At 67.0% G+C, this 21,611-nt stretch carries 23 protein-coding genes and 3 tRNA genes; 13 read left to right on the top strand and 13 right to left on the bottom strand.

All coding sequences use genetic code 11. The features are described from left to right. The 4 genes from ASD37_RS29215 to lmeA form a co-directional block, all read right to left on the bottom strand. Window positions 1-834, bottom strand: coding sequence for a sulfurtransferase (locus tag ASD37_RS29215; RefSeq protein ID WP_056560254.1), 834 nt, complete (start codon window positions 832-834; stop codon window positions 1-3). 37 nt (window positions 835-871) lie between these two features. Continuing rightward, on the bottom strand, window positions 872-1,336 hold the full coding sequence (locus tag ASD37_RS29210) for a DUF4395 domain-containing protein (protein ID WP_056560252.1): 465 nt from the start codon (window positions 1,334-1,336) through the stop codon (window positions 872-874). A gap of 207 nt (window positions 1,337-1,543) precedes the next feature. Next, window positions 1,544-1,963, bottom strand: a complete 420-nt coding sequence (locus tag ASD37_RS29205) for a thioredoxin family protein (protein ID WP_056560250.1) — start codon at window positions 1,961-1,963, stop codon at window positions 1,544-1,546. Then, window positions 1,960-2,757, bottom strand: coding sequence for a mannan chain length control protein LmeA (lmeA, locus tag ASD37_RS29200; RefSeq protein ID WP_056560247.1), 798 nt, complete (start codon window positions 2,755-2,757; stop codon window positions 1,960-1,962). The genes ASD37_RS29205 and lmeA overlap by 4 nt, the downstream gene beginning before the upstream one ends. Window positions 2,758-2,945: 188 nt before the next feature. Between lmeA and ASD37_RS29195 the strand changes: the two genes are divergently transcribed. From ASD37_RS29195 to pstB, 6 genes are all read left to right on the top strand, one after another. Next, complete coding sequence (locus ASD37_RS29195; RefSeq protein ID WP_056560245.1) at window positions 2,946-3,731, top strand: response regulator transcription factor; 786 nt, start codon at window positions 2,946-2,948, stop codon at window positions 3,729-3,731. Further along, entirely contained in the window at window positions 3,728-4,612 is an 885-nt protein-coding gene (gene mshD, locus ASD37_RS29190) for a mycothiol synthase (protein WP_056560242.1), read from the top strand. The genes ASD37_RS29195 and mshD overlap by 4 nt, the downstream gene beginning before the upstream one ends. Window positions 4,613-4,736: 124 nt before the next feature. Continuing rightward, a complete protein-coding gene (pstS, locus tag ASD37_RS29185) occupies window positions 4,737-5,864 on the top strand; it encodes a phosphate ABC transporter substrate-binding protein PstS (RefSeq protein WP_056560240.1) in 1,128 nt (375 codons plus the stop codon). Window positions 5,865-5,912: 48 nt separating this feature from the next. Further along, window positions 5,913-6,962 (top strand): phosphate ABC transporter permease subunit PstC, encoded by a 1,050-nt coding sequence (gene pstC, locus ASD37_RS29180; RefSeq protein ID WP_056560238.1) that lies wholly within the window; start codon window positions 5,913-5,915, stop codon window positions 6,960-6,962. Continuing rightward, on the top strand, window positions 6,959-7,873 hold the full coding sequence (gene pstA, locus ASD37_RS29175; protein ID WP_056560236.1) for a phosphate ABC transporter permease PstA: 915 nt from the start codon (window positions 6,959-6,961) through the stop codon (window positions 7,871-7,873). The genes pstC and pstA overlap by 4 nt, the downstream gene beginning before the upstream one ends. Window positions 7,874-7,883: 10 nt before the next feature. Next, the gene (gene pstB, locus ASD37_RS29170) at window positions 7,884-8,660 is read left to right on the top strand and encodes a phosphate ABC transporter ATP-binding protein PstB (protein ID WP_056560234.1); all 777 of its coding nucleotides are present in this window, start codon (window positions 7,884-7,886) and stop codon (window positions 8,658-8,660) included. Window positions 8,661-8,711: 51 nt separating this feature from the next. On the opposite strand, the gene ASD37_RS29165 is transcribed toward pstB, so the two are convergent. Next, window positions 8,712-9,686, bottom strand: coding sequence for a zinc-binding alcohol dehydrogenase family protein (locus tag ASD37_RS29165; protein ID WP_056560227.1), 975 nt, complete (start codon window positions 9,684-9,686; stop codon window positions 8,712-8,714). 81 nt (window positions 9,687-9,767) lie between these two features. Here ASD37_RS29165 and ASD37_RS29160 point away from each other — a divergent pair, with 81 nt between their 5' ends. Beyond that, window positions 9,768-10,286: a MarR family winged helix-turn-helix transcriptional regulator gene (locus ASD37_RS29160; protein WP_056560224.1), complete on the top strand. Its 519-nt coding sequence runs from the start codon at window positions 9,768-9,770 to the stop codon at window positions 10,284-10,286. Here the strand turns inward: ASD37_RS29160 and phoU are convergent. From phoU to ASD37_RS29140, 4 genes are all read right to left on the bottom strand, one after another. Continuing rightward, window positions 10,280-10,948: a phosphate signaling complex protein PhoU gene (gene phoU, locus ASD37_RS29155; RefSeq protein WP_056560221.1), complete on the bottom strand. Its 669-nt coding sequence runs from the start codon at window positions 10,946-10,948 to the stop codon at window positions 10,280-10,282. The genes ASD37_RS29160 and phoU overlap by 7 nt on opposite strands. 91 nt (window positions 10,949-11,039) lie before the next feature. Beyond that, complete coding sequence (locus ASD37_RS29150; protein WP_056560216.1) at window positions 11,040-13,064, bottom strand: LCP family protein; 2,025 nt, start codon at window positions 13,062-13,064, stop codon at window positions 11,040-11,042. Window positions 13,065-13,282: 218 nt separating this feature from the next. Then, window positions 13,283-14,461 (bottom strand): tRNA dihydrouridine synthase DusB, encoded by a 1,179-nt coding sequence (gene dusB / locus ASD37_RS29145; RefSeq protein WP_255354958.1) that lies wholly within the window; start codon window positions 14,459-14,461, stop codon window positions 13,283-13,285. Next, on the bottom strand, window positions 14,446-15,453 hold the full coding sequence (locus ASD37_RS29140) for an acyl-ACP desaturase (protein ID WP_056560204.1): 1,008 nt from the start codon (window positions 15,451-15,453) through the stop codon (window positions 14,446-14,448). The genes dusB and ASD37_RS29140 overlap by 16 nt, the downstream gene beginning before the upstream one ends. Before the next feature lie 213 nt (window positions 15,454-15,666). On the opposite strand from ASD37_RS29140, the gene ASD37_RS29135 reads away from it, so the two are divergent. Together ASD37_RS29135 and ASD37_RS29130 are read left to right on the top strand one after the other, a co-directional pair. Continuing rightward, window positions 15,667-16,116 carry a hypothetical protein gene (locus tag ASD37_RS29135; RefSeq protein WP_056560200.1) on the top strand — a complete coding sequence of 150 codons (450 nt, stop codon included), beginning with the start codon at window positions 15,667-15,669 and terminating at the stop codon, window positions 16,114-16,116. A 124-nt stretch (window positions 16,117-16,240) separates the two neighbouring features. Next, entirely contained in the window at window positions 16,241-16,702 is a 462-nt protein-coding gene (locus ASD37_RS29130) for a hypothetical protein (RefSeq protein ID WP_056560197.1), read from the top strand. On the opposite strand, the gene ASD37_RS29125 is transcribed toward ASD37_RS29130, so the two are convergent. Continuing rightward, complete coding sequence (locus ASD37_RS29125) at window positions 16,703-17,287, bottom strand: TetR/AcrR family transcriptional regulator (protein WP_056560194.1); 585 nt, start codon at window positions 17,285-17,287, stop codon at window positions 16,703-16,705. Window positions 17,288-17,354: 67 nt separating this feature from the next. On the opposite strand from ASD37_RS29125, the gene ASD37_RS29120 reads away from it, so the two are divergent. After that, window positions 17,355-18,353, top strand: coding sequence for an oxygenase MpaB family protein (locus tag ASD37_RS29120; protein WP_056560186.1), 999 nt, complete (start codon window positions 17,355-17,357; stop codon window positions 18,351-18,353). A gap of 16 nt (window positions 18,354-18,369) precedes the next feature. On the opposite strand, the gene ASD37_RS29115 is transcribed toward ASD37_RS29120, so the two are convergent. After that, window positions 18,370-18,876 carry a hypothetical protein gene (locus ASD37_RS29115; RefSeq protein WP_056560184.1) on the bottom strand — a complete coding sequence of 169 codons (507 nt, stop codon included), beginning with the start codon at window positions 18,874-18,876 and terminating at the stop codon, window positions 18,370-18,372. 69 nt (window positions 18,877-18,945) lie between these two features. Continuing rightward, entirely contained in the window at window positions 18,946-19,350 is a 405-nt protein-coding gene (locus ASD37_RS29110) for a helix-turn-helix domain-containing protein (protein ID WP_056560181.1), read from the bottom strand. Between the two features lie 135 nt (window positions 19,351-19,485). Between ASD37_RS29110 and ASD37_RS29105 the strand changes: the two genes are divergently transcribed. After that, window positions 19,486-20,622 (top strand): MFS transporter, encoded by a 1,137-nt coding sequence (locus tag ASD37_RS29105; RefSeq protein WP_162253327.1) that lies wholly within the window; start codon window positions 19,486-19,488, stop codon window positions 20,620-20,622. A gap of 572 nt (window positions 20,623-21,194) precedes the next feature. Here the strand turns inward: ASD37_RS29105 and ASD37_RS29100 are convergent. Then, window positions 21,195-21,270, bottom strand: a tRNA-Lys gene (locus tag ASD37_RS29100). A 146-nt stretch (window positions 21,271-21,416) separates the two neighbouring features. Between ASD37_RS29100 and ASD37_RS29095 the strand changes: the two genes are divergently transcribed. Together ASD37_RS29095 and ASD37_RS29090 are read left to right on the top strand one after the other, a co-directional pair. After that, window positions 21,417-21,489, top strand: a tRNA-Glu gene (locus ASD37_RS29095). A 39-nt stretch (window positions 21,490-21,528) separates the two neighbouring features. Further along, a tRNA-Asp gene (locus ASD37_RS29090) sits at window positions 21,529-21,605 on the top strand. Window positions 21,606-21,611 lie beyond the last annotated feature (6 nt).

The following is a 21,611-nucleotide window of genomic DNA, read 5'->3' as shown; positions in this document are numbered from 1 at the left end:
TCAACTTCCCAACTCGATCGGGGCGCCCACGAGGGAACCGTATTCACACCAACTACCGTCGTAGTTCTTGACATTCCGATGTCCCAGCAGTTCCTGCAGGACGAACCAGCTGTGCGAGGAGCGTTCCCCGATGCGGCAGTACGCGATGGTCTCCTTGGAGCCGTCCAGGCCTGCGGCTTCGTAGAGCTTGGCGAGGTCCTCGTCGGACTTGAAGGTGCCGTCTTCGTTGGCAGCCTTGCTCCACGGCACGTTGACGGCGGTGGGGATGTGGCCGGCGCGCTGGCTCTGCTCCTGGGGCAGGTGCGCGGGGGCCAGAATCTTGCCGGAGAACTCGTCGGGGGAGCGGACGTCGACGAGGTTCTTGGTGCCGATCGCGGCGATCACTTCGTCGCGGAAGGCGCGGATCGCGGTGTTCGGCGCCGACGCGGTGTACGACGTGGCGGCCCGGTCGGGCACCTCGGTGACTAGGGGGCGGCCGTCGAGTTCCCAGCGCTTGCGGCCACCGTCGATCAGTTTCACGTTCTCGTGGCCGTAGAGCTTGAAGTACCAGTAGGCGTAGGCGGCGAACCAGTTGTTGTTGCCGCCGTAGAGGACGACCGTGTCGTCGTTGGCGATGCCCTTGTCCGACAGCAGCTTGGAGAACTGCTGCTGGTCGACGAAGTCGCGCTTGACCGGGTCCTGTAGTTCGGTCTTCCAGTCCAGCCGGACGGCGCCGGCGATGTGGCCGTCCTCGTAGGCGCTGGTGTCCTCGTCGACCTCGACGAAGACGGTGTTGGGGGCGTCGAGATTGTTCTCGGCCCACTCGGTGCTGACCAGGACGTCGGAGCGTGCCATGGATGAAATCCCTTCGGTTGCTTCAGTATTCGACAGGTTAGGCGGGGGACGCAGTGGAACGGAGATGGGTGACCAGCGGGTAGAGCCGACAGCCGAGACAGATGCCGAAGGCGGCGTTGAGGAAGGCCGCGACCAGTGCGAGCGCGGTGGCGGCGAGGCCAAGTGCCACCAGTCCGGTGGCGAAACCGACGGTTCCGGCGACCGCGAACACGAAGCCGACCAGCTGGGCGAACTTGAGTGGCGGCACGGGCTCGCGCTCGGTCACCGGACCAAGCCGGGGCGCGACGAACGTGGCGAACACCAGGCCGAAGGGGTGCTTGCGCGGGCCGCCGAGCGCGCCGACGGCGAACACCGCCGCCTGGACCCCGAGCAGAATCGCGGCCGCTACCGAGCTATACGCCGAGATCAGCAGTGCGATCACCAGCACCGCCGTGGTCACCCACGCCGTGAAGCGCGGTCCCCGGACGTCGACCTGGTCTGGTGTGGTGCTCTGGTTCGGCAACGGTGTACTCCTGCTGTTGTGACGAGGCTGGGCGTGGGCATGCCTGAGCGGCTGCTCCGAGGCGACGCGCGGTGCGCGCAGCGACTCAGCAGCTACAACAACGACAACAGAAACCCGCGACGCGGCACAGATCTACTGCGCGGCGCTTGATGAGCTCGTGCTCAACGCGGGGGGACACGGGCGAGAGCTTACCCAATGACAGGGCCGTCAGGCCAATAGCGGTTCAAGAGCGGACCGCAGGTCAGCGGCCTTGGGTACGCCCGAGCTGCGGTACCGCTGCCGACCGTCGGCGTCGAAGATGAACGTCGTCGGCAACGACAGCACCGAAAGTTCGCGCGCGGCCCCCGGATTGGCGTCCATGTCGATCTCGACGTGAGCAACCTCGGGGAGCTCGGCGCAGACGTCGTCGACGACCCGCCGAACACCCGCGCAGGGTCCGCACCACTGTGCGCTGAAGTGCACGATCGCGGGCTTCCCCGATGGCAGACCCAGGTCGGGAACGGCTGCGGAGGCGTCCCAGGTGCTGCGCACGACGCCGTCGCGCCTGGTGAGCACGCGGCCGATCACGACAGCCACCGTCAGTGCCACCACCAGCACCGCGACGACGAGGAGAAGTGTGACGCTCATGGCTGTCTAAACCCGTCGAGCGCCACCGTTACTCCCGTCGAGATGCCCTCGATGATGATGTCGCTGCCACGCGCTCCCTCGGTGGTCGGGGCAATCCCGAACGGCAGCTTCATGCCCGGCATTCTCGTGCCGAACGCGGCGAGGACGGCCGCCTTCTTGTCGTCGGGCACCTGCTCGTCGGCCGTACCCGGGCCGGTCAGCACGTCGGTGGCGTTGAAGACGAGGGTGGTGACGTCGTCCTCGGGCGTCGACAGGTCGACCGCCACGCTGACCCGCTCGTCGAATCCCGCGGCGGTCGGCGTCCCGGTGAACACCAGTCCGCGGCTGCCGGAGATGCCCGACTCCGTCGTCCCTCCGGTGGCGTCGTTGGTCTCCTTCGGGGGGGCCTCCACCAGCAGATCCTTGATGCCCATGAACCGGCCGACGTGCGTCGAGTCGACGATGAGCCGGCTTTCCAGCTTGCCGACGGGCAACGTGGACTTCGGGCCGATCAGCCACGACGTCTCGGTCAGGTCCACCGAATGCATCGTCGCCTCGATGGACGCCTTGCCGACGACGGGGTGGTCGACTCCACCCGCCCGGATCTCCACCTCGCGGTAGTGATGGCCCGTGGCCTGGGTGACGAACGGGAACCCGAGGATGCCCACCCACGGGTCGAACGGCAGATGATTGGCCGATCGCACGCTGCGCGCCCAGTGGAACTCCGCGTAGATGGCGGTCCCGAAATCGACGCCGACGGCTCCGACGGTCAGGGTCGTGACCGTGGCGACGAGTCCGATCAGCACCTTGCGCACCCGGACATTCTGGCCTACCCGAGTGAGCCGCAACCGTTCGGCGCGGCTAATTCCCAGGTTGCACGCTATCGTTATGCGATCGTCGGCCGGTAACGGCGGCGTGTCAGCCATGAATCTGGGAGATTGCCCGGACTTGTCGATGTAGATGACGTCGGGCCAGACTCTCCCGAAATGCGCTGGAGGACCCGTTGGATCTGTTGCTACTGACCCTCGACCCGCACCCCGAGTCGGTGCTGCCGTCGTTGGCGCTCCTGGCGCACAGCGTCCGGGCCGCTCCGACCGAAGTGTCGTCGCTGCTCGAAGCGGGCACCGCTGACGTGGCCATCGTCGACGCCCGAACCGACCTCGCCGCCGCGCGCGGACTGTGCCGGCTGCTGGGCACCACCGGCACGGCGGTCCCCGTCGTCGCCGTGGTGAACGAAGGCGGACTGGTCGCGGTGAACGTCGAATGGGGTCTCGACGACATCTTGCTTCCCAGCACCGGCCCGGCCGAGATCGACGCCAGGCTGCGACTGCTCGTGGGGCGCCGCGGCGGGGCTGCCGACCAGGAAAGCGCTGGCAAGGTCAATCTCGGCGAACTCGTCATCGACGAGGGCACCTACACCGCGCGGCTTCGCGGGCGCCCGCTCGACCTCACGTACAAGGAATTCGAGCTGCTCAAGTACCTGGCGCTGCACGCAGGCCGCGTGTTCACCAGGGCGCAGCTCCTCCAGGAGGTGTGGGGCTACGACTTCTTCGGCGGCACCCGCACCGTCGACGTGCACGTGCGGCGGCTCCGCGCCAAGCTTGGCCCCGAGTACGAATCGTTGATCGGCACCGTCCGCAACGTCGGCTACAAGGCCGTCCGGCCTGCGCGAGGCCGCTCACCGGTACCCGAGTCCGACCCCGGTGACGACTACGACGACGCGGACGCCTACGACCAGGACCCAGCGGGCTTCGTCGACGGCTTGAACGACCCGCTGCGCGCCAAGTGAGCGTAATCGGTTGGCGGACAGCCCTTTCCGATGCCGATCAGCAACACGTCAAGGCCGTCGTCGACGCCGCCCGCGCTGCGGACGGGACGGCTCCCGTCGGTGACCAAGTGTTGCGCGCGCTGCCGCACGATCGCACCGGGCACCTCGTCGCCGAACTCGACGGCGACGTCGTCGGCTACCTGAACCTGGCTCCGGCCACGACCGACGCGCCACCCATGGCCGAGGTCGTCGTCCACCCCGGTGCCCGCAGGCGGGGGATCGGTGCGGAACTAATTCGCACGGCCTTCGCCGAAGGCGGCTCCAGCACCAGGGTGTGGGCGCACGGCAACCTCGAACCAGCCCGCGCCACCGCCGCCGCGCTCGACCTCGTCGCCGCTCGGGAACTGCTCCAGATGCGCCGCCCGCTGCGCGACCTGCCGCCCGTGAAGGCGTCCGACGGCGTCATGCTTCGGACCTATGCCGGGCCGGCCGACGACGCCGAGCTGCTGCGCGTCAACAACGCCGCCTTCTCCTGGCACCCCGAGCAGGGTGGTTGGACCGAGGCCGACGTCGCCGAGCGTCGTGGCGAGTCGTGGTTCGACCCGGAGGGGTTGTTCCTGGCCTTCGACTCGACCACCAATGCCCTCGTCGGCTTCCACTGGACGAAGGTTCACGGGCCCGAGCTCGGCGAGGTCTACGTCGTGGGCGTCGACCCAAGCGCGCAGGGACGCGGTCTCGGCGCGACGCTGACGCTGGTCGGCTTGCGCCATCTGGCGGACCGACTCGGAGAGTCCGCCGACGTCACCCTCTACGTGGAGGCTGATAACTTGGCCGCCGTGAAGACGTACGAACGGCTGGACTTCACGGTCTTCACCGCAGACGTGGCGTACACCCTGCGTTAGTCCTCAGCTGTGAATTCGCTGAGGCTGTTCACTGCTCGTTCACCTTTCGTCAGCGACCCGTCCACCGGCGACGAATACGTTGCCGTGGAGTCCTGAGGCAGACAAAAAATCGAAAGTGGGATCAGTGAAGCTCAATCGCTTTGGCAAGGTGCTCGGCACGGGCCTGTCGGCCGTGGCCCTCGTCACGATGACTGCCTGTGGCAGTGACAACAACTCGGGAACGTCGTCGACCTCGGGGTCGGGATCCTCTGCCGCCGCGGGCGCCGCGGCAGATTGCGGCGGCAAGGCCGCCCTGACCGCCGAGGGTTCCACCGCCCAGCAGAACGCCATCGCCGAGTTCAACAAGGCGTGGGGCGAGGCGTGCTCCGGCAAGGCCCTGTCCTACAACCCCACCGGCTCCGGTGCGGGCGTCACGCAGTTCCTCGCCAAGCAGGTCGACTTCGCGGGCTCGGATTCCGCGCTCGCCGAGGACCAGGTCGCCGCGGCGACCGAGCGCTGTGGCGGAAACCCGGCGTGGAACCTACCGCTGGTGTTCGGCCCGGTCGCGATGGCCTACAACGTCGAGGGCGTCGACAAGCTGGTGGTCACCCCCGACGTGCTGGCCAAGATCTTCACCGGTGCCATCACCACGTGGAACGACCCGGCCATCGCCGCACTCAACGGCGGCACCACGCTGCCCGACACCAAGATCACCCCGATCTACCGCTCCGATTCGTCGGGCACCACCGACAACTTCCAGAAGTACCTGACCGCCGCGGCGCCGCAGACGTGGACCAAGGGTGCGGGCAAGGAGTTCCAGGGCGGCGCAGGCGAAGGCGCCCAGAAGTCCTCCGGCGTCGTGCAGGCCGTCCAGGCCACCCCGGGTGCCATCGGCTACGTCGAGAAGAGCCCGGCGAAGGCGGCTAACCTGCCGTTCGCCCAGATCGACAGCGGTGCGGGTGCGGTCGAGTTGACCGACGAGACCACGGCGAAGGCCGTTGGCGACGCCAAGTTCAAGGCCGACGGCATGGACCTCACCCTGGACCTCAACGCGCTTTACGCCTCGAAGGAAGCCGGCTCCTACCCCTTGATGCTGGCCACCTACGAGATCGTCTGCTCCAAGGGTTACGACGCCGACACCGCCGCCGCGGTGAAGTCGTTCCTGAAGGTCTCGGCCGACCAGGGTCAGGCGAACCTGTCGGCTGCCGGCTTCGTTCCTCTGCCCGACAGTTTCAAGGAGCGGTTGCTCAAGTCCGTCGACGCAATTGCCTAGACGGTTGGCATACCGCCACCAACGCGGTGAGGATGGGTTCTGGAAGCAATGACCGACAACGGGATGACAGTGACGACACCGAACCCAACCGGTGCGGGATCGGGCGAAGTGATCGCTTCGCCCGTTCCCTCCCCGGAACCCATCTCCACCAATCCCTCGAAGGGCGCCAAGGTGCGCCTGGGGGATCGCATCTTCGGCGGTCTGGCGCAGGGTGCGGGCATCGCCGTCGTCGTCCTGATCGCGGCGATCGCGGTGTTCCTGCTGTGGCGCGCGATCCCCGCACTCAGCCGTAACGAGGCGAACTTCTTCACCTACGGCGGCAACTGGATCACCACCGACACGTCGAAGATGACCTTCGGCATCCTGGATCTGATTCAGGTGACGATCTTCGTGTCGCTGTTCGCGCTGGTGCTCGCGATGCCGGTCGCGCTCGGCATCGCGATCTTCTTGACGCAGTATTCGCCGCGGCGACTGGCTGGGCCGCTGGCCTACGTGGTCGACCTGCTGGCGGCGGTGCCGTCGATCGTCTACGGCGTGTGGGGCCTGTACGTGCTGGCCCCCGTGCTCAAGCCGTTCGCCGTGTGGCTCAACGCCAACCTGGACTGGTTGTTCCTGTTCAAGACGGGCACCGCGTCGGTGGCCGGTGGCGGCACCATCTTCACCGCGGGCATCGTGCTGGCCGTGATGATCCTGCCGATCATCACGGCCGTCTCCCGCGAGGTGTTCTTGCAGACGCCACGGGGACAGATCGAGGCCGCCCTCGCTCTTGGCGCCACCCGATGGGAGGTCGTCAAGACGACGGTCCTGCCGTTCGGACTGTCGGGCTACATCAGCGGTGCGATGCTCGGCCTCGGCCGCGCGCTGGGCGAGACCATCGCCTTGCTGATCATCCTGCGCGGCACCCAGACGGCCTTCGGCTGGTCGCTGTTCGACGGTGGCTACACCTTTGCAAGCAAGATCGCCTCGGCGGCAAGCGAATTCAACGACCAATACAAGGCAGGCGCCTACATCGCGGCGGGTCTGGTGCTGTTCATCCTCACGTTCGTGGTGAACTCGCTGGCTCGTGCGGCAGTAGCCGGAAGAGGTGCAAAGGCATGACGGCCACACTCGACACACCAGTCAAGGCGTCGACGTTTCAGGGTGTCAGCGCCAAGCGCAAGCTGACCAACAACGTTGCGACCGTGCTCGTCTCGGCGTCGGTGCTGGTCGCACTGGTCCCGCTGATCTGGGTGCTGTACTCGGTGGTCAGCAAGGGACTCGCGGCGGTCACCTCGCCCGTGTGGTTCACCAACTCTCAGGCGGGCACCACCGCGTTCTCGCCGGGCGGCGGCGTCTACCACGCCGTCATGGGCACGCTGCTGCAAGGTTTGGTCTGCTCGCTGATCTCGATTCCCGTCGGCGTGATGGTCGCGGTCTACCTCGTCGAATACGGCGGCGGAACGCGACTGGGCAAGATCACCACCTTCATGGTCGACATCCTCACCGGTGTCCCGTCGATCGTGGCGGCGCTGTTCATCTACGCGCTGTGGGTGGCCACGCTGGGCTTCGAACGCTCCGGCTTCGCGGTCTCCTTAGCCCTGGTGCTCCTGATGATTCCGGTCATCGTGCGCGCCACCGAGGAAATGCTGCGGATCGTGCCGATGGATCTTCGTGAGGCGAGTTACGCACTGGGCGTACCGAAGTGGAAGACCATCGTGCGCATAGTCATCCCGACGGCGTTGTCGGGCATCGTCACAGGGGTCATGCTGTCGCTGGCCCGCGTGATGGGCGAGACCGCGCCGCTGCTGATCCTCGTTGGCTACGCCGCGTCGATCAACTTCGACATGTTCGGCGGATTCATGGGTTCGCTGCCCGGCATGATGTACGACCAGATCTCCGCCGGTGCCGGCGCCAGCCCGATCCCCACCGACCGACTGTGGGGCGCCGCCCTGACGTTGGTGCTGCTGATCGCCATTCTCAACGTCGCGGCGCGTCTGGTCGCAAAGATCTTTTCTCCCAAGAAGGTTTAGGAGCACTACCGTGGCGAAACGCCTCGATCTCAAGGACGTCAACATCTACTACGGCGCGTTCCACGCCGTGGCCGACGTGGCACTGTCGGTGCAGCCGCGCAGCGTGACGGCGTTCATCGGCCCGTCGGGCTGTGGCAAGTCGACGGTGCTGCGCACCCTCAACCGCATGCACGAAGTGATTCCCGGTGCCCGCGTTGAGGGTTCGGTGCTGCTCGACGGTGAGGACATCTACGGTGCCGGCGTCGACCCGGTCGGCGTCCGCAAGACCATCGGCATGGTGTTCCAGCGGCCAAACCCGTTCCCCACGATGTCGATTCGCGACAACGTGGTCGCCGGCCTGAAGTTGCAGGGCCGGCACAGCAAGAAGGCGCTCGACGAGGTCGCCGAGCAGTCCCTCAAGGGTGCCAACCTGTGGAACGAGGTCAAGGACCGGCTGGAGAAGCCCGGCGGCGGACTGTCGGGCGGCCAGCAGCAGCGGCTCTGCATCGCCCGCGCCATCGCCGTGCAGCCCGACGTGCTGCTGATGGACGAGCCGTGCTCGGCCCTCGACCCCATCTCGACGCTGGCCATCGAGGATCTGATCTCGGAGCTGAAGCAGGACTTCACCATCGTGATCGTGACGCACAACATGCAGCAGGCCGCCCGGGTGAGTGATCAGACCGCGTTCTTCAATCTCGAGGCAACGGGCAAGCCCGGCAAGCTGATCGAGCTCGACGACACCGAGAAGATCTTCTCCAACCCGACGCAGAAGGCGACCGAGGACTACATCTCGGGACGCTTCGGCTAGCGATTTCGGCGCGCTCATCCGCGCTCACCGCGGTCGAGCGCGCCGAAATCACTATGGGGTCAGCACGATTCGGGTGCCCGACGGCTCCTTCGCGGTCCACGCTCGTTCGACGTCGGCCAGCGACCGGGCCTCGACGCCCAGCTGAAGTTCGCCTGCCGCAACCATTGCGAACATCTTGGGCAGTGCCTCGGCCCTGATGCGCCCGATCACCTCTGGTGGGATGCTGCCGAGGCCGACTCCGCTGATGGTGATGGCCGCGCTGCGAAGGATGCCTGCCGGCAGGGTCATCGTCAGTCCGGCCATCGACCCGATCTGCACATAACGGGTGTGGTGGTAGCGGGCCGCCAGCTCACTGGTGCCGAGGGCGTCGAGCACCTGCTCGGCGGGCTCACCCCACAGGTAGTCGAGTACCGCGTCGAAGGGACGCTCGGCGTGCAGGCTCGCCACCCGGGCGCGCAGATCCTCGTTGCCGATGGCGATCGCGTCGTCGGCCCCGACCGTGCGCAGCCAGTTCAGTCGGGTGGTGTCGCGGCCCGCCACGACCACCCGGCCAGCGCCGAAGGCGGACTTGGCGAGCTGAACGGCGGTCGAGCCGGTGACGCCGGTGGCGCCGAGCACCAGCACGTTGTCACCGGGGCGGATGGCGGCCGCGTGCTCCAGCGACATCCACGCCGACACGCCTGGGTTGGGGATGGCGGCGGCGGTGACGGAGTCGACGTCGTCCGGTATGACCACCGCGCCGTGCGGGTCGACCAGGGTGCGTTCGGCCATCATGCCGTAGGGCTTGAGGGCTCCGGTGTAGACGCGGGTGCCGTCGGCGAGGCGGGCGACCCCGTCGGCGCCTGGAATGACGGGAAGCGTGAGTTCCTTGCTGGCGTAGTGCTTTCCGGACACCAACCCCTTGGTGAGGTTGGTCAGTGCCGACGCCTCGACGGTGGCGACGACGCCGCCGTCACGCGCGACGGGCTCGGGATGGTCGGTGTAGATCGGTGCCCGACCCCATTCTTCGACAACGGCTGCCTTCATCGGTGACTCCTTCGTTTCCACAGAAATAGTTTCTATGGAAACAATGTACGTCGGCGTGGCGGTGATGGCAAGATGGTTTCCATGAAAACCAAGTCGGTGCTCATCGCGGACGTCAGCCATCTGCTCACCGCAGTGGGGGACAAGTTCGACGTGGAGATGACCGGCGCCGAGGATGGCGACGCAGAACGCGACTTCGTGGTGGCCCACTGCCCGGCCCGCCTCGAGACAACCGTGCGCGACCTGCCGTCGTCGGCGATGCACCTTCTCGCCGTGATCGCCGAAGGGCCCGTCGGCGTCGTCGGGCTTGCCGCCCGCTCAGGTCAGCTGAAGGGAACCGTCTCCAAGTACGTGCAGCGGCTCGTCGAGGCAGGCTTGGTGACGCGCACGGCGGTACCCGGCAACCGCAAGGAGGTGCAGCTGGCGCCCACCGGCGACGGCGAACTCGTCGTCGAGGCACACCGACGCTTGCACGACGAGATGGACCAGGGAGTTCACGACTTCCTGAAGGCCTACGGCAACGCCGAACTACAGGTCGTGGCTACGGTGCTTCGTGATCTCCTGGCCGCCTCGAAGGACGGCGTACGGATCACGCGTCACTGAGCTGCGGAGACGGCTTCCTCGTCGGGGAAGCGGCCCGTGACCTGGAAGATGACGCGCCGCGCCACCTCGACCGCGTGGTCGGCGAACCGCTCGTAGAACCGGCTCAACAGCGTGACGTCGACTGCCGCGATCACGCCGTGGCGCCATTCACGGTCCATCAGCACCGAGAACAGGTGGCGGTGGAGGTCGTCCATCGCGTCGTCCTCTTCGCGGATGCGCGCCGCCTTCTCGGGGTCCCGGCTGACCAGCACCTCCTGGGCGCTGTTGCCGAGGTCCACGGCCACCCTGCCCATTTCGGCGAAGTACCCGTTGACCTCCTCGGGGAGGACGTGCTGCGGGTGACGGCGGCGGGCGATCTTGGCGACGTGCAGCGCCAGCGCACCCATCCGGTCCACGTCGGCGACGATCTGGATGGAGCTGACGATCGCGCGGAGGTCACCCGCGACGGGAGCCTGCAGCGCGAGGAGGACGAATGCGGACTCCTCGGCGCGCGCGCTCATCGCGGCGATCTGTTCGTGGTCGGTGATGACTTGCTCGGCAAGAACCAGGTCGGCCTGGAGGAGGGCCTGGGTCGCACGCTCCATGGCTACCCCGGCAAGGCCGCACATCTCACCGAGCTGGTCCGTCAAAGAGGCCAGTTGCTCGTGGTAGGCGGTACGCATGTATCAAGCCTACGGGCTGGGCCTCGCGGTCGTCATGACCTCGTGGATGAACGAAAGGTGAATGCCACCTGCCAGGATGGGGCTCGGCAGGTCACTCGCAGGTGGTATCGGCGGCGTTGGTGACGGTCAAGTCCTCCGGCAGATGTGACGTCTCGCTGCTGCGATCGTGCACCACGTGAACCTGCACCGAAGACCCGCTTGGCGACGGGGGGTTGACCGAGCTGAAGTCCGAGCCGAGCACCACCCTGACGACGTTGCCCATGCCGGACACCCGCTCGATAGCGGGGATCGCCGGGACGGCGAACGACGACGCGACGGTGGCGGCGGCCTGCTCGTTGCCTGAGGAGAAGAACACCGTCGTGGAGTCCAGCGGGCCCGGATAGTCGTCGGGGGTGTCGACGTTGAACCCGTGCTGCTGCAGATCGCTGGCCGCCGTGGACGCCAAACCGTCCTCGCCGGTCGAGTTGGACACGCGCACGGTGATGTCGCCGGGGCTGGTGGTGACGGCGTCGACGAGCTCGCCGTTGGTGTCGTCGGGCGCGGGTACGGCGGCCTGGGGCAGCGTCCCTGGCGCAGGAGGGGCGTCGACGTTCTTCTCCTCGGGCAGCGGGTCGTCGTTGATGATCGCGTCGAACAAGCTGCGCATGTCGTCGGTGCGGGGGACCTCGTTGCCGTACTCGTCGGCGTAGCCGACCGTCGGCACCGTCACGAACGTGATGCGTCCGACGTTGACGCCCTGGACGGACTGCCCGAGGTCGACGAGGTCCTTGGTTTGGATGTTGTCGACGTAGCTGTCGTTGATGAAGAGGTTGACCACGTTGTTGAGCTTGCTGAGCGAGAAGAACGTGTCCTTGGAGATCAGCGAGCGCAGTAGCGACGACAGGAACAGCTGCTGACGCTTGATCCGGCCGTAGTCGCCGTTGGTCTCGGTGGTGACCTGCCTGGCGCGGACGTACTGCAGCGCGGTGTGGCCGTCGACGACCTGGCGGCCGGCGTTGGCCAACACCGTGCCCAGTTCGTAGTCCTCCAGCGGAGTGGTGGAGCAGACTTCGACGCCGCCGAGCGCGTCGACCATCTTGGCGAAACCGGCGAAGTCGACGGCCATGAACCGGTTCACCGACAGTCCGGACAGTTTCTGGATCACCTTCACCAGGCACTTGGGTCCGCCGACGGCGTAGGCCGAGTTCAGCTTGGTCTCGGTGTAGACCTTGTCCATCCCGTAGACGGGGGAGTCGGGATCGGTGGCGGGTCCGTACGTGCTCGTCGTGGGGTCCCAGTGCTCGCACTGCATGGGAGTGATCGAGAGGTCGCGCGGAAACGACACCGCCACAACGCGTTTCCGGTTGGCCGGGATGTTGACCAGCATGATGGTGTCGGACCGGGCGCCGGCCGCGTCGTCGGTGGTGCCCGCGCCCATGTCGCTGTTGGTGCCGATCCGGCTGTCGGTGCCGACGATGAGGAAGTTCTCGTCGCCGTACTGGGCGCCGGGGTCGACGATGTCGCGAGAGTTCGGATCGAGCGCCGCCACCTTGTTGAGGTTGTGGTTCTTCGACGACTGCCATTGCCACGCCGCGCCGGTCATGGCCAGTGCGAAGACCGCGACGAGTGCCGCCGCGACGCGGCCCATCACCATCGCGGTGTGGCGGCCGCGGTGCGACGGGGGAGTGGTGGACGCGTCGACGGTGCTGCCGAACAACTCGAGGTCGGTGCAGAAGACGTGCTCCGGGGCCGCGGGTTCCCTGCCGAGGTCGGTCAGGTCGGGCAATTCGGATGCGTGCGCCGGGACGACGGGGATGACGGTGGTGTCGGCCTCGCGGGCGGACTTGTCGCGGTTGCCGATCTCGGGGTCGGGCTGCGGCTCGTCGGGCTTCGGTTCGGGTGCTGTGCCGGTGATCTTCGCGATCAGGTCGGCGACCGTCACTCCGTCGGTGTGGTTGCCCGCCGAGGTGGGCGATGTCGTCTTCGTGCGCTCCCACGGCGCGGCGCCTGGCGCCGGCCGCGACGATCGGGTAATCCAGTCGTTGACGGGTTTTTCGGACTTCTCGGCACCTGACGTGGCGTCGTCGGGTTCGCTCCGTTGCCGACGACCGGGAGCGGCGTTGTCGCCGTCACTCATGTCCTGTCGGCCTCCGACCAATGGGGAAGCGGTGCGTCGTGGGTGCACCGATCGAGCTCGTCTGCTTCTAGTCTTTTAGCAGCACGTCAGGGGCTTGGCCAACCGAAGCCGGTCCGTCCCTGTCGCAGTGGTCCCCCATCGTACTGAGACAACCCGATGCGGAGCCACTCCGAGACGGCGTCGGTGGCGTCTCGATGGCATCTCTTTCGAGGGTGGCGTCAGCCCCCGGAGTGCATGACGTCGGCACCCGAGGGCACCGTGCAGTCGTCCGGATCGCGGAGCCAGCCCTCTGGAAGCGTGACCGAGCCGGGGGAGCCCTGACGCCCGCGCGGGCCCTCGGCTGCGGGCGGAAACGGCACGTCGGGGTCGAGTTGGGACAACAGTTCGTCGAGCTCGGCAAGCGTCTTGACCATCGCCAGCCCGCGACGAAGGTCGGCGCCGGCGGGGAACCCGTGCAGGTACCAGGCGACGTGCTTGCGGATGTCACGCATGCCCTTGTCCTCGCCGAAGTGGGCGGCGAGAAGTTCACCGTGGCGACGCGCGATTGCGGCGACCTCACCGAGGGTGGGCGGGACGGGGGCGTCGACGCCGTTGAAGGCCGCCGACAGTTCGGCGAACAACCACGGCCTGCCGAGGCAGCCGCGGCCGATGACGACTCCGTCGCAGCCCGTCTCGGCCATCATCTTCAGAGCGTCGTCGGCGACGAAGATGTCGCCGTTGCCCAGCACCGGGATCCCCGTGACGTGCTGCTTGAGCTCGGCGATCTGGTTCCAGTCCGCGGTGCCCGAATACCGCTGCGCCGCGGTGCGGGCGTGCAGCGCGACGGCGGCCGCGCCTTCCTCGGCCGCGATGCGTCCCGCGTCGAGGTGAGTGTGGTGGTCGTCGTCGATGCCGATCCGGAACTTCACTGTGACGGGAATCCCGGTTCCCGCCGTGGCTCGTACCGCGGCGGCGACGATCTGGCCGAACAGCTTGCGCTTGTAGGGAAGGGCGGCGCCGCCGCCGCGCCGGGTGACCTTGGGCACCGGGCAGCCGAAGTTCATGTCGATGTGGTCGGCCATGTCGTCGTCGACGATCATCTTGGCCGCGGCATAGGTGGTCGCGGGGTCGACGGTGTATAGCTGCAGCGAGCGGGGGGACTCGTCGGGACCGAACGTCGTCATGTGCAGCGTGCTCTCGTTGCGTTCGACCAGCGCGCGCGCCGTCACCATCTCGCAGACGTAGAGGCCGCTGACCGTGCCGGCCCTGGCGAGCTCGAGCTCGCGGCAGAGCGTGCGGAACGCCACGTTGGTGACGCCCGCCATGGGAGCCAGGACGACGGGGCTGCGCAACGCGATCGGCCCGATCTGCAACGCAGGTCGGGCCGACGGCTGGGCTGGAGCTAGGAGGCCGCTGATGATGACGTCACCAACAAGTTCTTCATTTCCTTCTTCTCCGCCATCTTGCGTTCGCGCTCGAGACGACGCTCCTTGGCGACCTCGAACTTCTGGCAGGTCTCCTCGAGTTCCTCGACGAGCTTGCCGAGGTCGTCACGCATCTCGGCGGCTTCGCCGGTGAAGTCCTCGCGCTCGAAGATGCGCCACTTCTTCAGGACGGGCATGACGACGTCGTCGAGGTGGATTCGCGGGTCGTAGACACCGCCGACGGCGATGACGACGGCCTTGCGGCGGAACTCGGGCACCGTGTACCCGGGCATCTTGAAGTTGCGCAGCACCCGGTGCAGCGACTTCATGGCCTGGTTGGGCGCGAAGTCCAGACCGGCGGCGCTGACGTCGCGGTAGAAGATCATGTGCAGGTTCTCGTCGGCAGAGACGCGCTGCAACAGCTGGTCGGCAACGGTCTCGTTGCAGGCCTTGCCGGTGTTGCGGTGCGACACCCGGGTGGCCAGCTCCTGGAACGTCACGTAGATGACGGAGTCGAAGAGGCTTTCGGCGAACATCTCGCCCTGGGGGCCCTGGCCGGGGCTGAAGCCACGGGTGACCTGCTCGACGCGCAGCTCTTCGAGCTCGATGGGGTCGATGGCGCGGGTGACGACGAGGTAGTCGCGCAGCGCGATGCCGTGCCGGTTCTCCTCCGCCGTCCAGCGGTTGACCCAGAAGCCCCACGGACCGTCCATGCTGAAGTTCATCGCGATCTCGCGGTGATAGGAGGGCAGGTTGTCCTCGGTCAGCAGGTTCTGCAGCATCGAGACCTGGGCGACCTCGGAAAGCTTCGACTGATCGGGATCCCAGTCCTGGCCGCCGAGGGCGTAGTAGTTCTTGCCGTCGGACCACGGAATGTAGTCGTGGGGGTTCCAGTCCTTGCGCATCCGCATGTGGCGGTTGATGTTCTGCTCCACCACTGGCTCGAGTTCGTGCAGCAGCTGCAGGTCGGTCAACTCCGTCGACATGAACCCTCCCAGTTATCTGTATCCGTTGGTTGCACTCAATATATCTGTGTCCCGCGGTGACATCAAGTTCTCCGTCCGAGGTGTCACCAAGTCGTTGTCAACGGCTCTCCCGCAATCGCATGGCAAGGGTAATATCCGTCGGTGAACGACCCCTCCCTGGCAAACGCCGATTGGTGGCTACGCTCCCGCTTGACGACGAAAGGTCACCCCCACGTGAACAAGATTCTGGTTGCCGGTGTCGGTGCGTTGGGCTCCGTTGCCGTGGCCTTGGCGCTCGGCGGAGGCATCGCCTCGGCCGACGACGGCGTCGTCGGGCAAACGTACGCGGACGCGAAGGCGGCGCTCAGTCAGCAGGGGATGTCGCCCGTCGTGGCGTCGACCGTTGGGGATCGCAAGGATTGGGACAACTGCATCGTCACCAGCGCGACCCCTGCCTCGGGAATCGACGGGTTCGGCAACCAGGCCAACCGCAAGATGAACGTCAACCTGAACTGCTACGCCAAGTACTCGACAGGTCAATGGCCGGGCTTCTCGCTGCTGAGCCCGGAGGGTCAGAAGATCTACCAGGCCGACTTGGCAGCAAAGAAGCAACGTGAGGCTCAGGCGGCGGCGGCAGCGCAGCAGTCCGAGGACGAGCAACTGGCCGTCGTGGGCGGCGAGTAAACACCCCTTCTAGCTCGAGATTTCGCACTTCCAGCTTTGGTGGCGGGAGACGCTGCGCTGCAGCACGTGCGGCTGTAATATCCCGGCGAGCAGGCTGTGATTCCGCGGACAGATAGGGCTAGAAGTGAAGAAGCTCCTCGTTGTTGGTTCAGGCGCCATTGGTGCGTTGGCTGTATCGGCGCTGCTCGGCGGTGGGGTGGCCTCGGCAGACTCCTATGCGGGCCAGACGTACTCGGATGCATCCTCGGCCGCCAGTGATTCCGGTCAGACGGTGGTCGTGGCCGCCCGTACCGGCGACAAGCTGTCCGAAGGCGATTGCATCGTCGACCGGTCGCAGACCGCACCGTTCGCCAGCGCGAACGACGGTGCCCACGTGTCCGACACCGTGCAGTTCTACCTGAACTGCAACGGCGGCTACGCGACGGCGACCACGCCTGGCCTGTCGCAGGGAAGCGAAGAGGGCCGCGCGGCCAAGTCGGCGGCCGACGAAGAAGAAGCCAAGGCTCAGGCGCAGGCTCAGGCGGCGCAGGACGCGACCGCCGAGCTCATCGGCGACGGCCAGAGCCCCGGTACTCCCGGCGAGTAGCTAGTGGCTGGCCGCCCGGCTCAGCAGCATTTCGACGCAGTAGTCGATGAACTGCTCGCGGGTGGCCTCCAGCCTGCCGTTCAGGTAGGCCGTAAACAGGGCCGTGAGTGCGCCGACCAATCCGGTGGCGACCATGGCCTGCACCGCTGAGTCGGTGATCCGCGTCAGCTTGTGCTGAATCAGCTCGATGAAGCTCGGCATCCATTCCGCGCCGGACTTGGTCAACACCGGCTCACGCTCGGGTGCGATCAGCAGCACCCGACCCCGAACCGGATCGTCGACCATCAGCGCGACGAATCTCTCGACGGCGTCCCGTGGCGTGGTCGACGACGTCAGCGCCGTCATCGCGGTGCTGCAGACGTGGTCGTAGACCGCTCGGACGAAGTCGTCACGGTCGACGAAGCTCTCGTAGAAGTAGCGTTCGGTCAGTCCCGCGGCCCGACACACGCCGCGCACCGTGAGGGCCCCACCACCCGCGCCGCCAAGGACGTCCACGCCGGCCGCGATCAGTTCGTCGCGGCGGAGCGTCTGCCGATCCTGCAAGGGGACACCGGACCAGCGGCCCCGTCGTTGACCGGAAGGCACATCGCTCCTAAACTCGTAATGACAACGCGCGTAGTCAGAAATTCGTCGGCGCCAGGAAAGGTCACCCGTGACTCAAGATACGTCCGAGACGTGTCCAGTGACCAGCGGACAGGCAACGGGCTGTCCGGTAGCGCCAGGGGGCTACGACGCCCCGCCGGTTCCGCTCGGTCCCGACTCGTTGACGTGGAAGTACTTCGGTGACTGGCGAGGACTGCTGCAGGGTCCCTGGGCGGGGTCGATGCAGAACATGCATCCCCAGCTCGGCGCCGCCGTCGAGGAGCACTCGACGTTCTTCCGTGAACGCTGGCCCCGGTTGCTCAGGTCGCTGTATCCGATCGGCGGCGTCGTCTTCGACACCGACCGGGCACCCCGCACCGGGGCCGAGGTCCGCGACTATCACACCGACATCAAAGGCGTTGACGCTCAAGGCCGTCGGTACCACGCGTTGAATCCCGAGGTCTTCTACTGGGCGCACTCGACCTTCTTCGTCGGGACGCTGATCGTCGCGGAGCGCCTGTGCGGCGGCATCACCGAGGCCGAGAAGCGCCAACTGTTCGACGAGCACGTCGAGTGGTACCGGATGTACGGGATGAGCATGCGACCGGTTCCCAAGACGTGGGAGGACTTCCAGGCGTACTGGGATCACATGTGTCACAACGTGTTGGAGAACAACTACGCCGCGCGGGCCGTGCTCGACCTGACCGAGTTGCCCAAGCCGCCGTGGGCCGAGAAGATGCCCGACTGGATGTGGCGGCAACAGCGAAAGCTGGTCGCGCCGTTCTTCGTCTGGTTCACCGTCGGTCTGTACGACCCGCCGGTCAGGGACTTGATGGGCTACACCTGGTCGGACCGAGACGAGTGGCTACACCGCCGCCTCGGGAAGATCGTCAACGTCGTCTTCTCGTTGCTGCCCAAGCGAACTCGCATGCATCCCCGTGCGCGTGCGGGTTGGGATCGCGTCACCGGTCGCAGCGCCGCCGACGCGCCGTTGCCGGAGACCCCGGCGCGCAACCTGCCCCCGCTCGACGAGCGGGACAACCCGATGCACTACTGCCCGGTGGTCTGACCCCGGGGACTGCCGTTCACCGCGTGCAGAGCCCGGCGGCGGTCTCCTCGGCGATGAGCTGGGGGAGTGGCTCGCCGAGCCGGGAGGCGAAGTCGTCGGTGGCCTGCATGTTCCAGCTGCCGTTCTCGTAGACCATGGTCCGCGATTTCTCAATGCCTTGAATCTTCATGACCACGATGGCCTCGCCGGCCTCCAGGCGCGCGCCGCGGACGCTGATCGGCCCGCCGGGCTTCTTGCAGGTCCGGTAGAACGTCACGAAGTCCCGCTGGGTGATGCCGGCACGGACGTCGGATTCCATGTGCTCCCAGACTCCGGCGAAATCCCCGGCCGTGAACCGGTCGAAGTTGGCCTGAGCTGCGGCGGTCGCGGCGGCCAGCGTCTCGGGGACGTCGGTTGCCTGGCCGCTGGAGTCCGTCGCGACGGGCCGGACGACCGACGACCCGGAGGCGCCGTGGGCGGGGCCACACGCAGCGCACGAGATCAGAACGATCACCGCCGCCACGAACGTCGCCACCGACTTCATGGCGGAAAGGGTAACCGGATTGGCACGTTCGCGTGGGTCTAAGGACGGGTTCGTCAGAGGCGTCCGTCGCTAGTGCGTCCGCGAGTCGTAGCTGTCTCGGGCGCTGGCAACCTCGTCCATGTTGAGGTCGGCCCAGGCCTTGAGCTGAAGGAAGACGTCGACGAGGGAGCGGCCCAGCGGGGTCAGGTCGTATTCGACCTTCAGCGGCACCGTCGGGGTCACGGTGCGGCCCACCAACCCGTCGCGCTCGAGGTTGCGCAGCGTCTGGGTGAGCATCTTCTGGCTGACCCCGGTGACGCGCCGGGCCAGCGCGGAGTGGCGCGTCTTGCCGTCGACAAGCGCGCACAACACCAGGGTGACCCACTTGTCGGCCAGCCGCGACAGCAACACCCTGCTGCTGCAGGTCACCAAGAACGCGTCGTGTTCCACCGCCGTGGGCGCCGCGGCGACCGCCGTGTCGTCGTGTGTCGTCATCGCGCACTCCTCGAGTAGGGCACTCAAAGGTACCTACTTCCCAATAGTGCCCTACTCGGCGAGGCTGTGCCGGTGACCGCGACGACGCCACCGATCCACGCACTGCCTACGCCCACGCTCCGGGCGTGGAGTGCCGTGACCGCCCTCGCCCTGGCCGTCTTCGTCGCCACGGCGACCGAGATGATGCCGGTCGCAGTGCTTTCCGAGGTCGGTGCCGATCTGGGCGTCTCAGTCGGCGCCGTCGGCCTGACCGTGACGGTGTACGGCGTCATGGCCGGGCTGTCCGCACCGCTGATGACGGCATGGACGCGACGAGTCGACCGCCGCACGCTGGTGTCGGGCATTCTTGGCGCGTTCGTGGTGGGCAACGTCGCCACCGCGGTCGTCTCGAACTTCCCCGCGCTGCTCGCGGTCCGGCTGGGGATGGGCCTGTTCCACGGTCTGATGTGGTCGATCGTCGCCGGTGTCGCGGTCCGGTTGGTGCCGCCCGCGTCCGCGGGCAGGGCAACCGCCGCGGTGTTCTCCGGAATCTCGCTGGCCCTGGTGCTGGGCGTTCCCGCGGGCACCGCGGTGAGCGCACGATGGGGCTGGCATGCCGTCTTCGCCGTCCTGGCGGCGATGAGCGCGGCGTCCATGGTTGCCGTCGCCGTCCTCGTCCCTCGCCTCCCGGCGCACGATGCCGGGGGTTCACGGCCGTCGCCACGTGCGGCCGCAGGACGCGTCCGCACGATACTGGTCGTGACGGCGCTCGTCGTCGTCGGCAACTATGCGGGCTACACCTTCATCGCACCATTTCTGTTCGAGCACACCGGTATTCACGGTGAATCCCTTGGCGTCTACCTGCTGGTTTACGGCGTCGCCGGCGTCATGGGGAACGTCGCCATCGGCGTCCTCGTCGGCCGAAGCCGTTCGCTGCGCACCATGTCGTCGGCGTGTCTGATGATTCTGACGGCTTCGCTGGTGGTGCTCTGCGTGGCGCCGGGGTTGCCGGCCATCATCGTGGCGGCGGTCGCCCTGTGGGGTGCCGCGTACTCCGCGCTGCCGGTGATGTTGCAGACCCTGATCTTCGCGGCGGTTCCCGACCAAAGAGACTCCGGGACAGCGCTTTACGTGATGGTGTTCAACGTGGCGATCGCGGGAGGATCGCTCGTCGGGGCGGTGGCGATCGACGGGTTCGGTGCGTCGGCGCCCATCGTGGTGGGGGCGTTCCTGTGCGCGGCCGCTGCCGGTGTCGCGCTGCGGCTGCCAGGCTCGGTGGCGCGGCCGGGCTAGTTTGCAGAGGAGTCGCCGTGGCGGCCACCGGGATCCGCCACGGCGGCGGTCGACGGCGACGAGCTCCATCTCCTCGGTTCCGAGGCCACGTTCACGACGGTGCCGTCCACCGCCGGTGCGCTTGAAGGTGTGGTCGACGCAGTTGCCCGCTGCGGAGGAGTGCCCACCGGGGGACGGGCGGCTTCACCCTCGTTGGGCTGGTCGCGCGGCGTTGAGGTGCAGCAGTCGTCCGGGCACTCCGGGGGGAGGCGGCGTATCGCGGACCGGTCGCGTCACGCCCACGCACTGCCGCGGCACGGGGCGCCACCCTGGAGCTCGACGTGACGATGATGCAGTCCGCGTCGCGGGCCAGGCTGGTCCACTTGTTTCCCGCGGTGTTCCAGGACACCCAGGGCGAAGGTCACCTGGTTCAACCGCGGGGTCGCTAACCGCTCGCGTCGAGATTGACGTGACGCAGGTGTCTACTCGAACTTCTTCTGCGTGACGTCAATCTCGCGGTTTGTCATGGCGGGGGTTCGAGAAGTTCGGCGAGAGGCGCACGTTTCGCGTCGTCGTCGGCACCGATTGAAAGCTGGTGCCCCCACTAGGACTCGAACCTAGGACCTGCGGATTAAAAGTCCGTAGCTCTACCAACTGAGCTATAGGGGCGTGAAGAAACAGGATACTTGGCGGGTTCGAACTCCTCGCCACGGGCGTGACGGGGACCCGCGTTTGAGGAATTGGCGGTCGGTGCCCTAAGCTATCGAAGCTCCCAACGCTCCGGTGTTGGAAGTCCCCGAAGAGATTCGGCTTTGGCCCCCATCGTTTAGCGGCCTAGGACGCCGCCCTTTCACGGCGGTAGCACGGGTTCGAATCCCGTTGGGGGTACGACGCAACGGCGGCAACGTCGGAGCAGCAGTAAAGCAAGGCCCTGTGGCGCAGTTGGTTAGCGCGCCGCCCTGTCACGGCGGAGGTCGCGGGTTCGAGTCCCGTCAGGGTCGCCATTTCGG

The sequence above is a fragment of the Mycobacterium sp. Root135 genome (assembly GCF_001426545.1).
Lineage (GTDB): Bacteria > Actinomycetota > Actinomycetes > Mycobacteriales > Mycobacteriaceae > Mycobacterium.
Note: the sequence above shows the minus strand (reverse complement) of the source record. Positions and strands in the feature narration are given on the sequence as shown.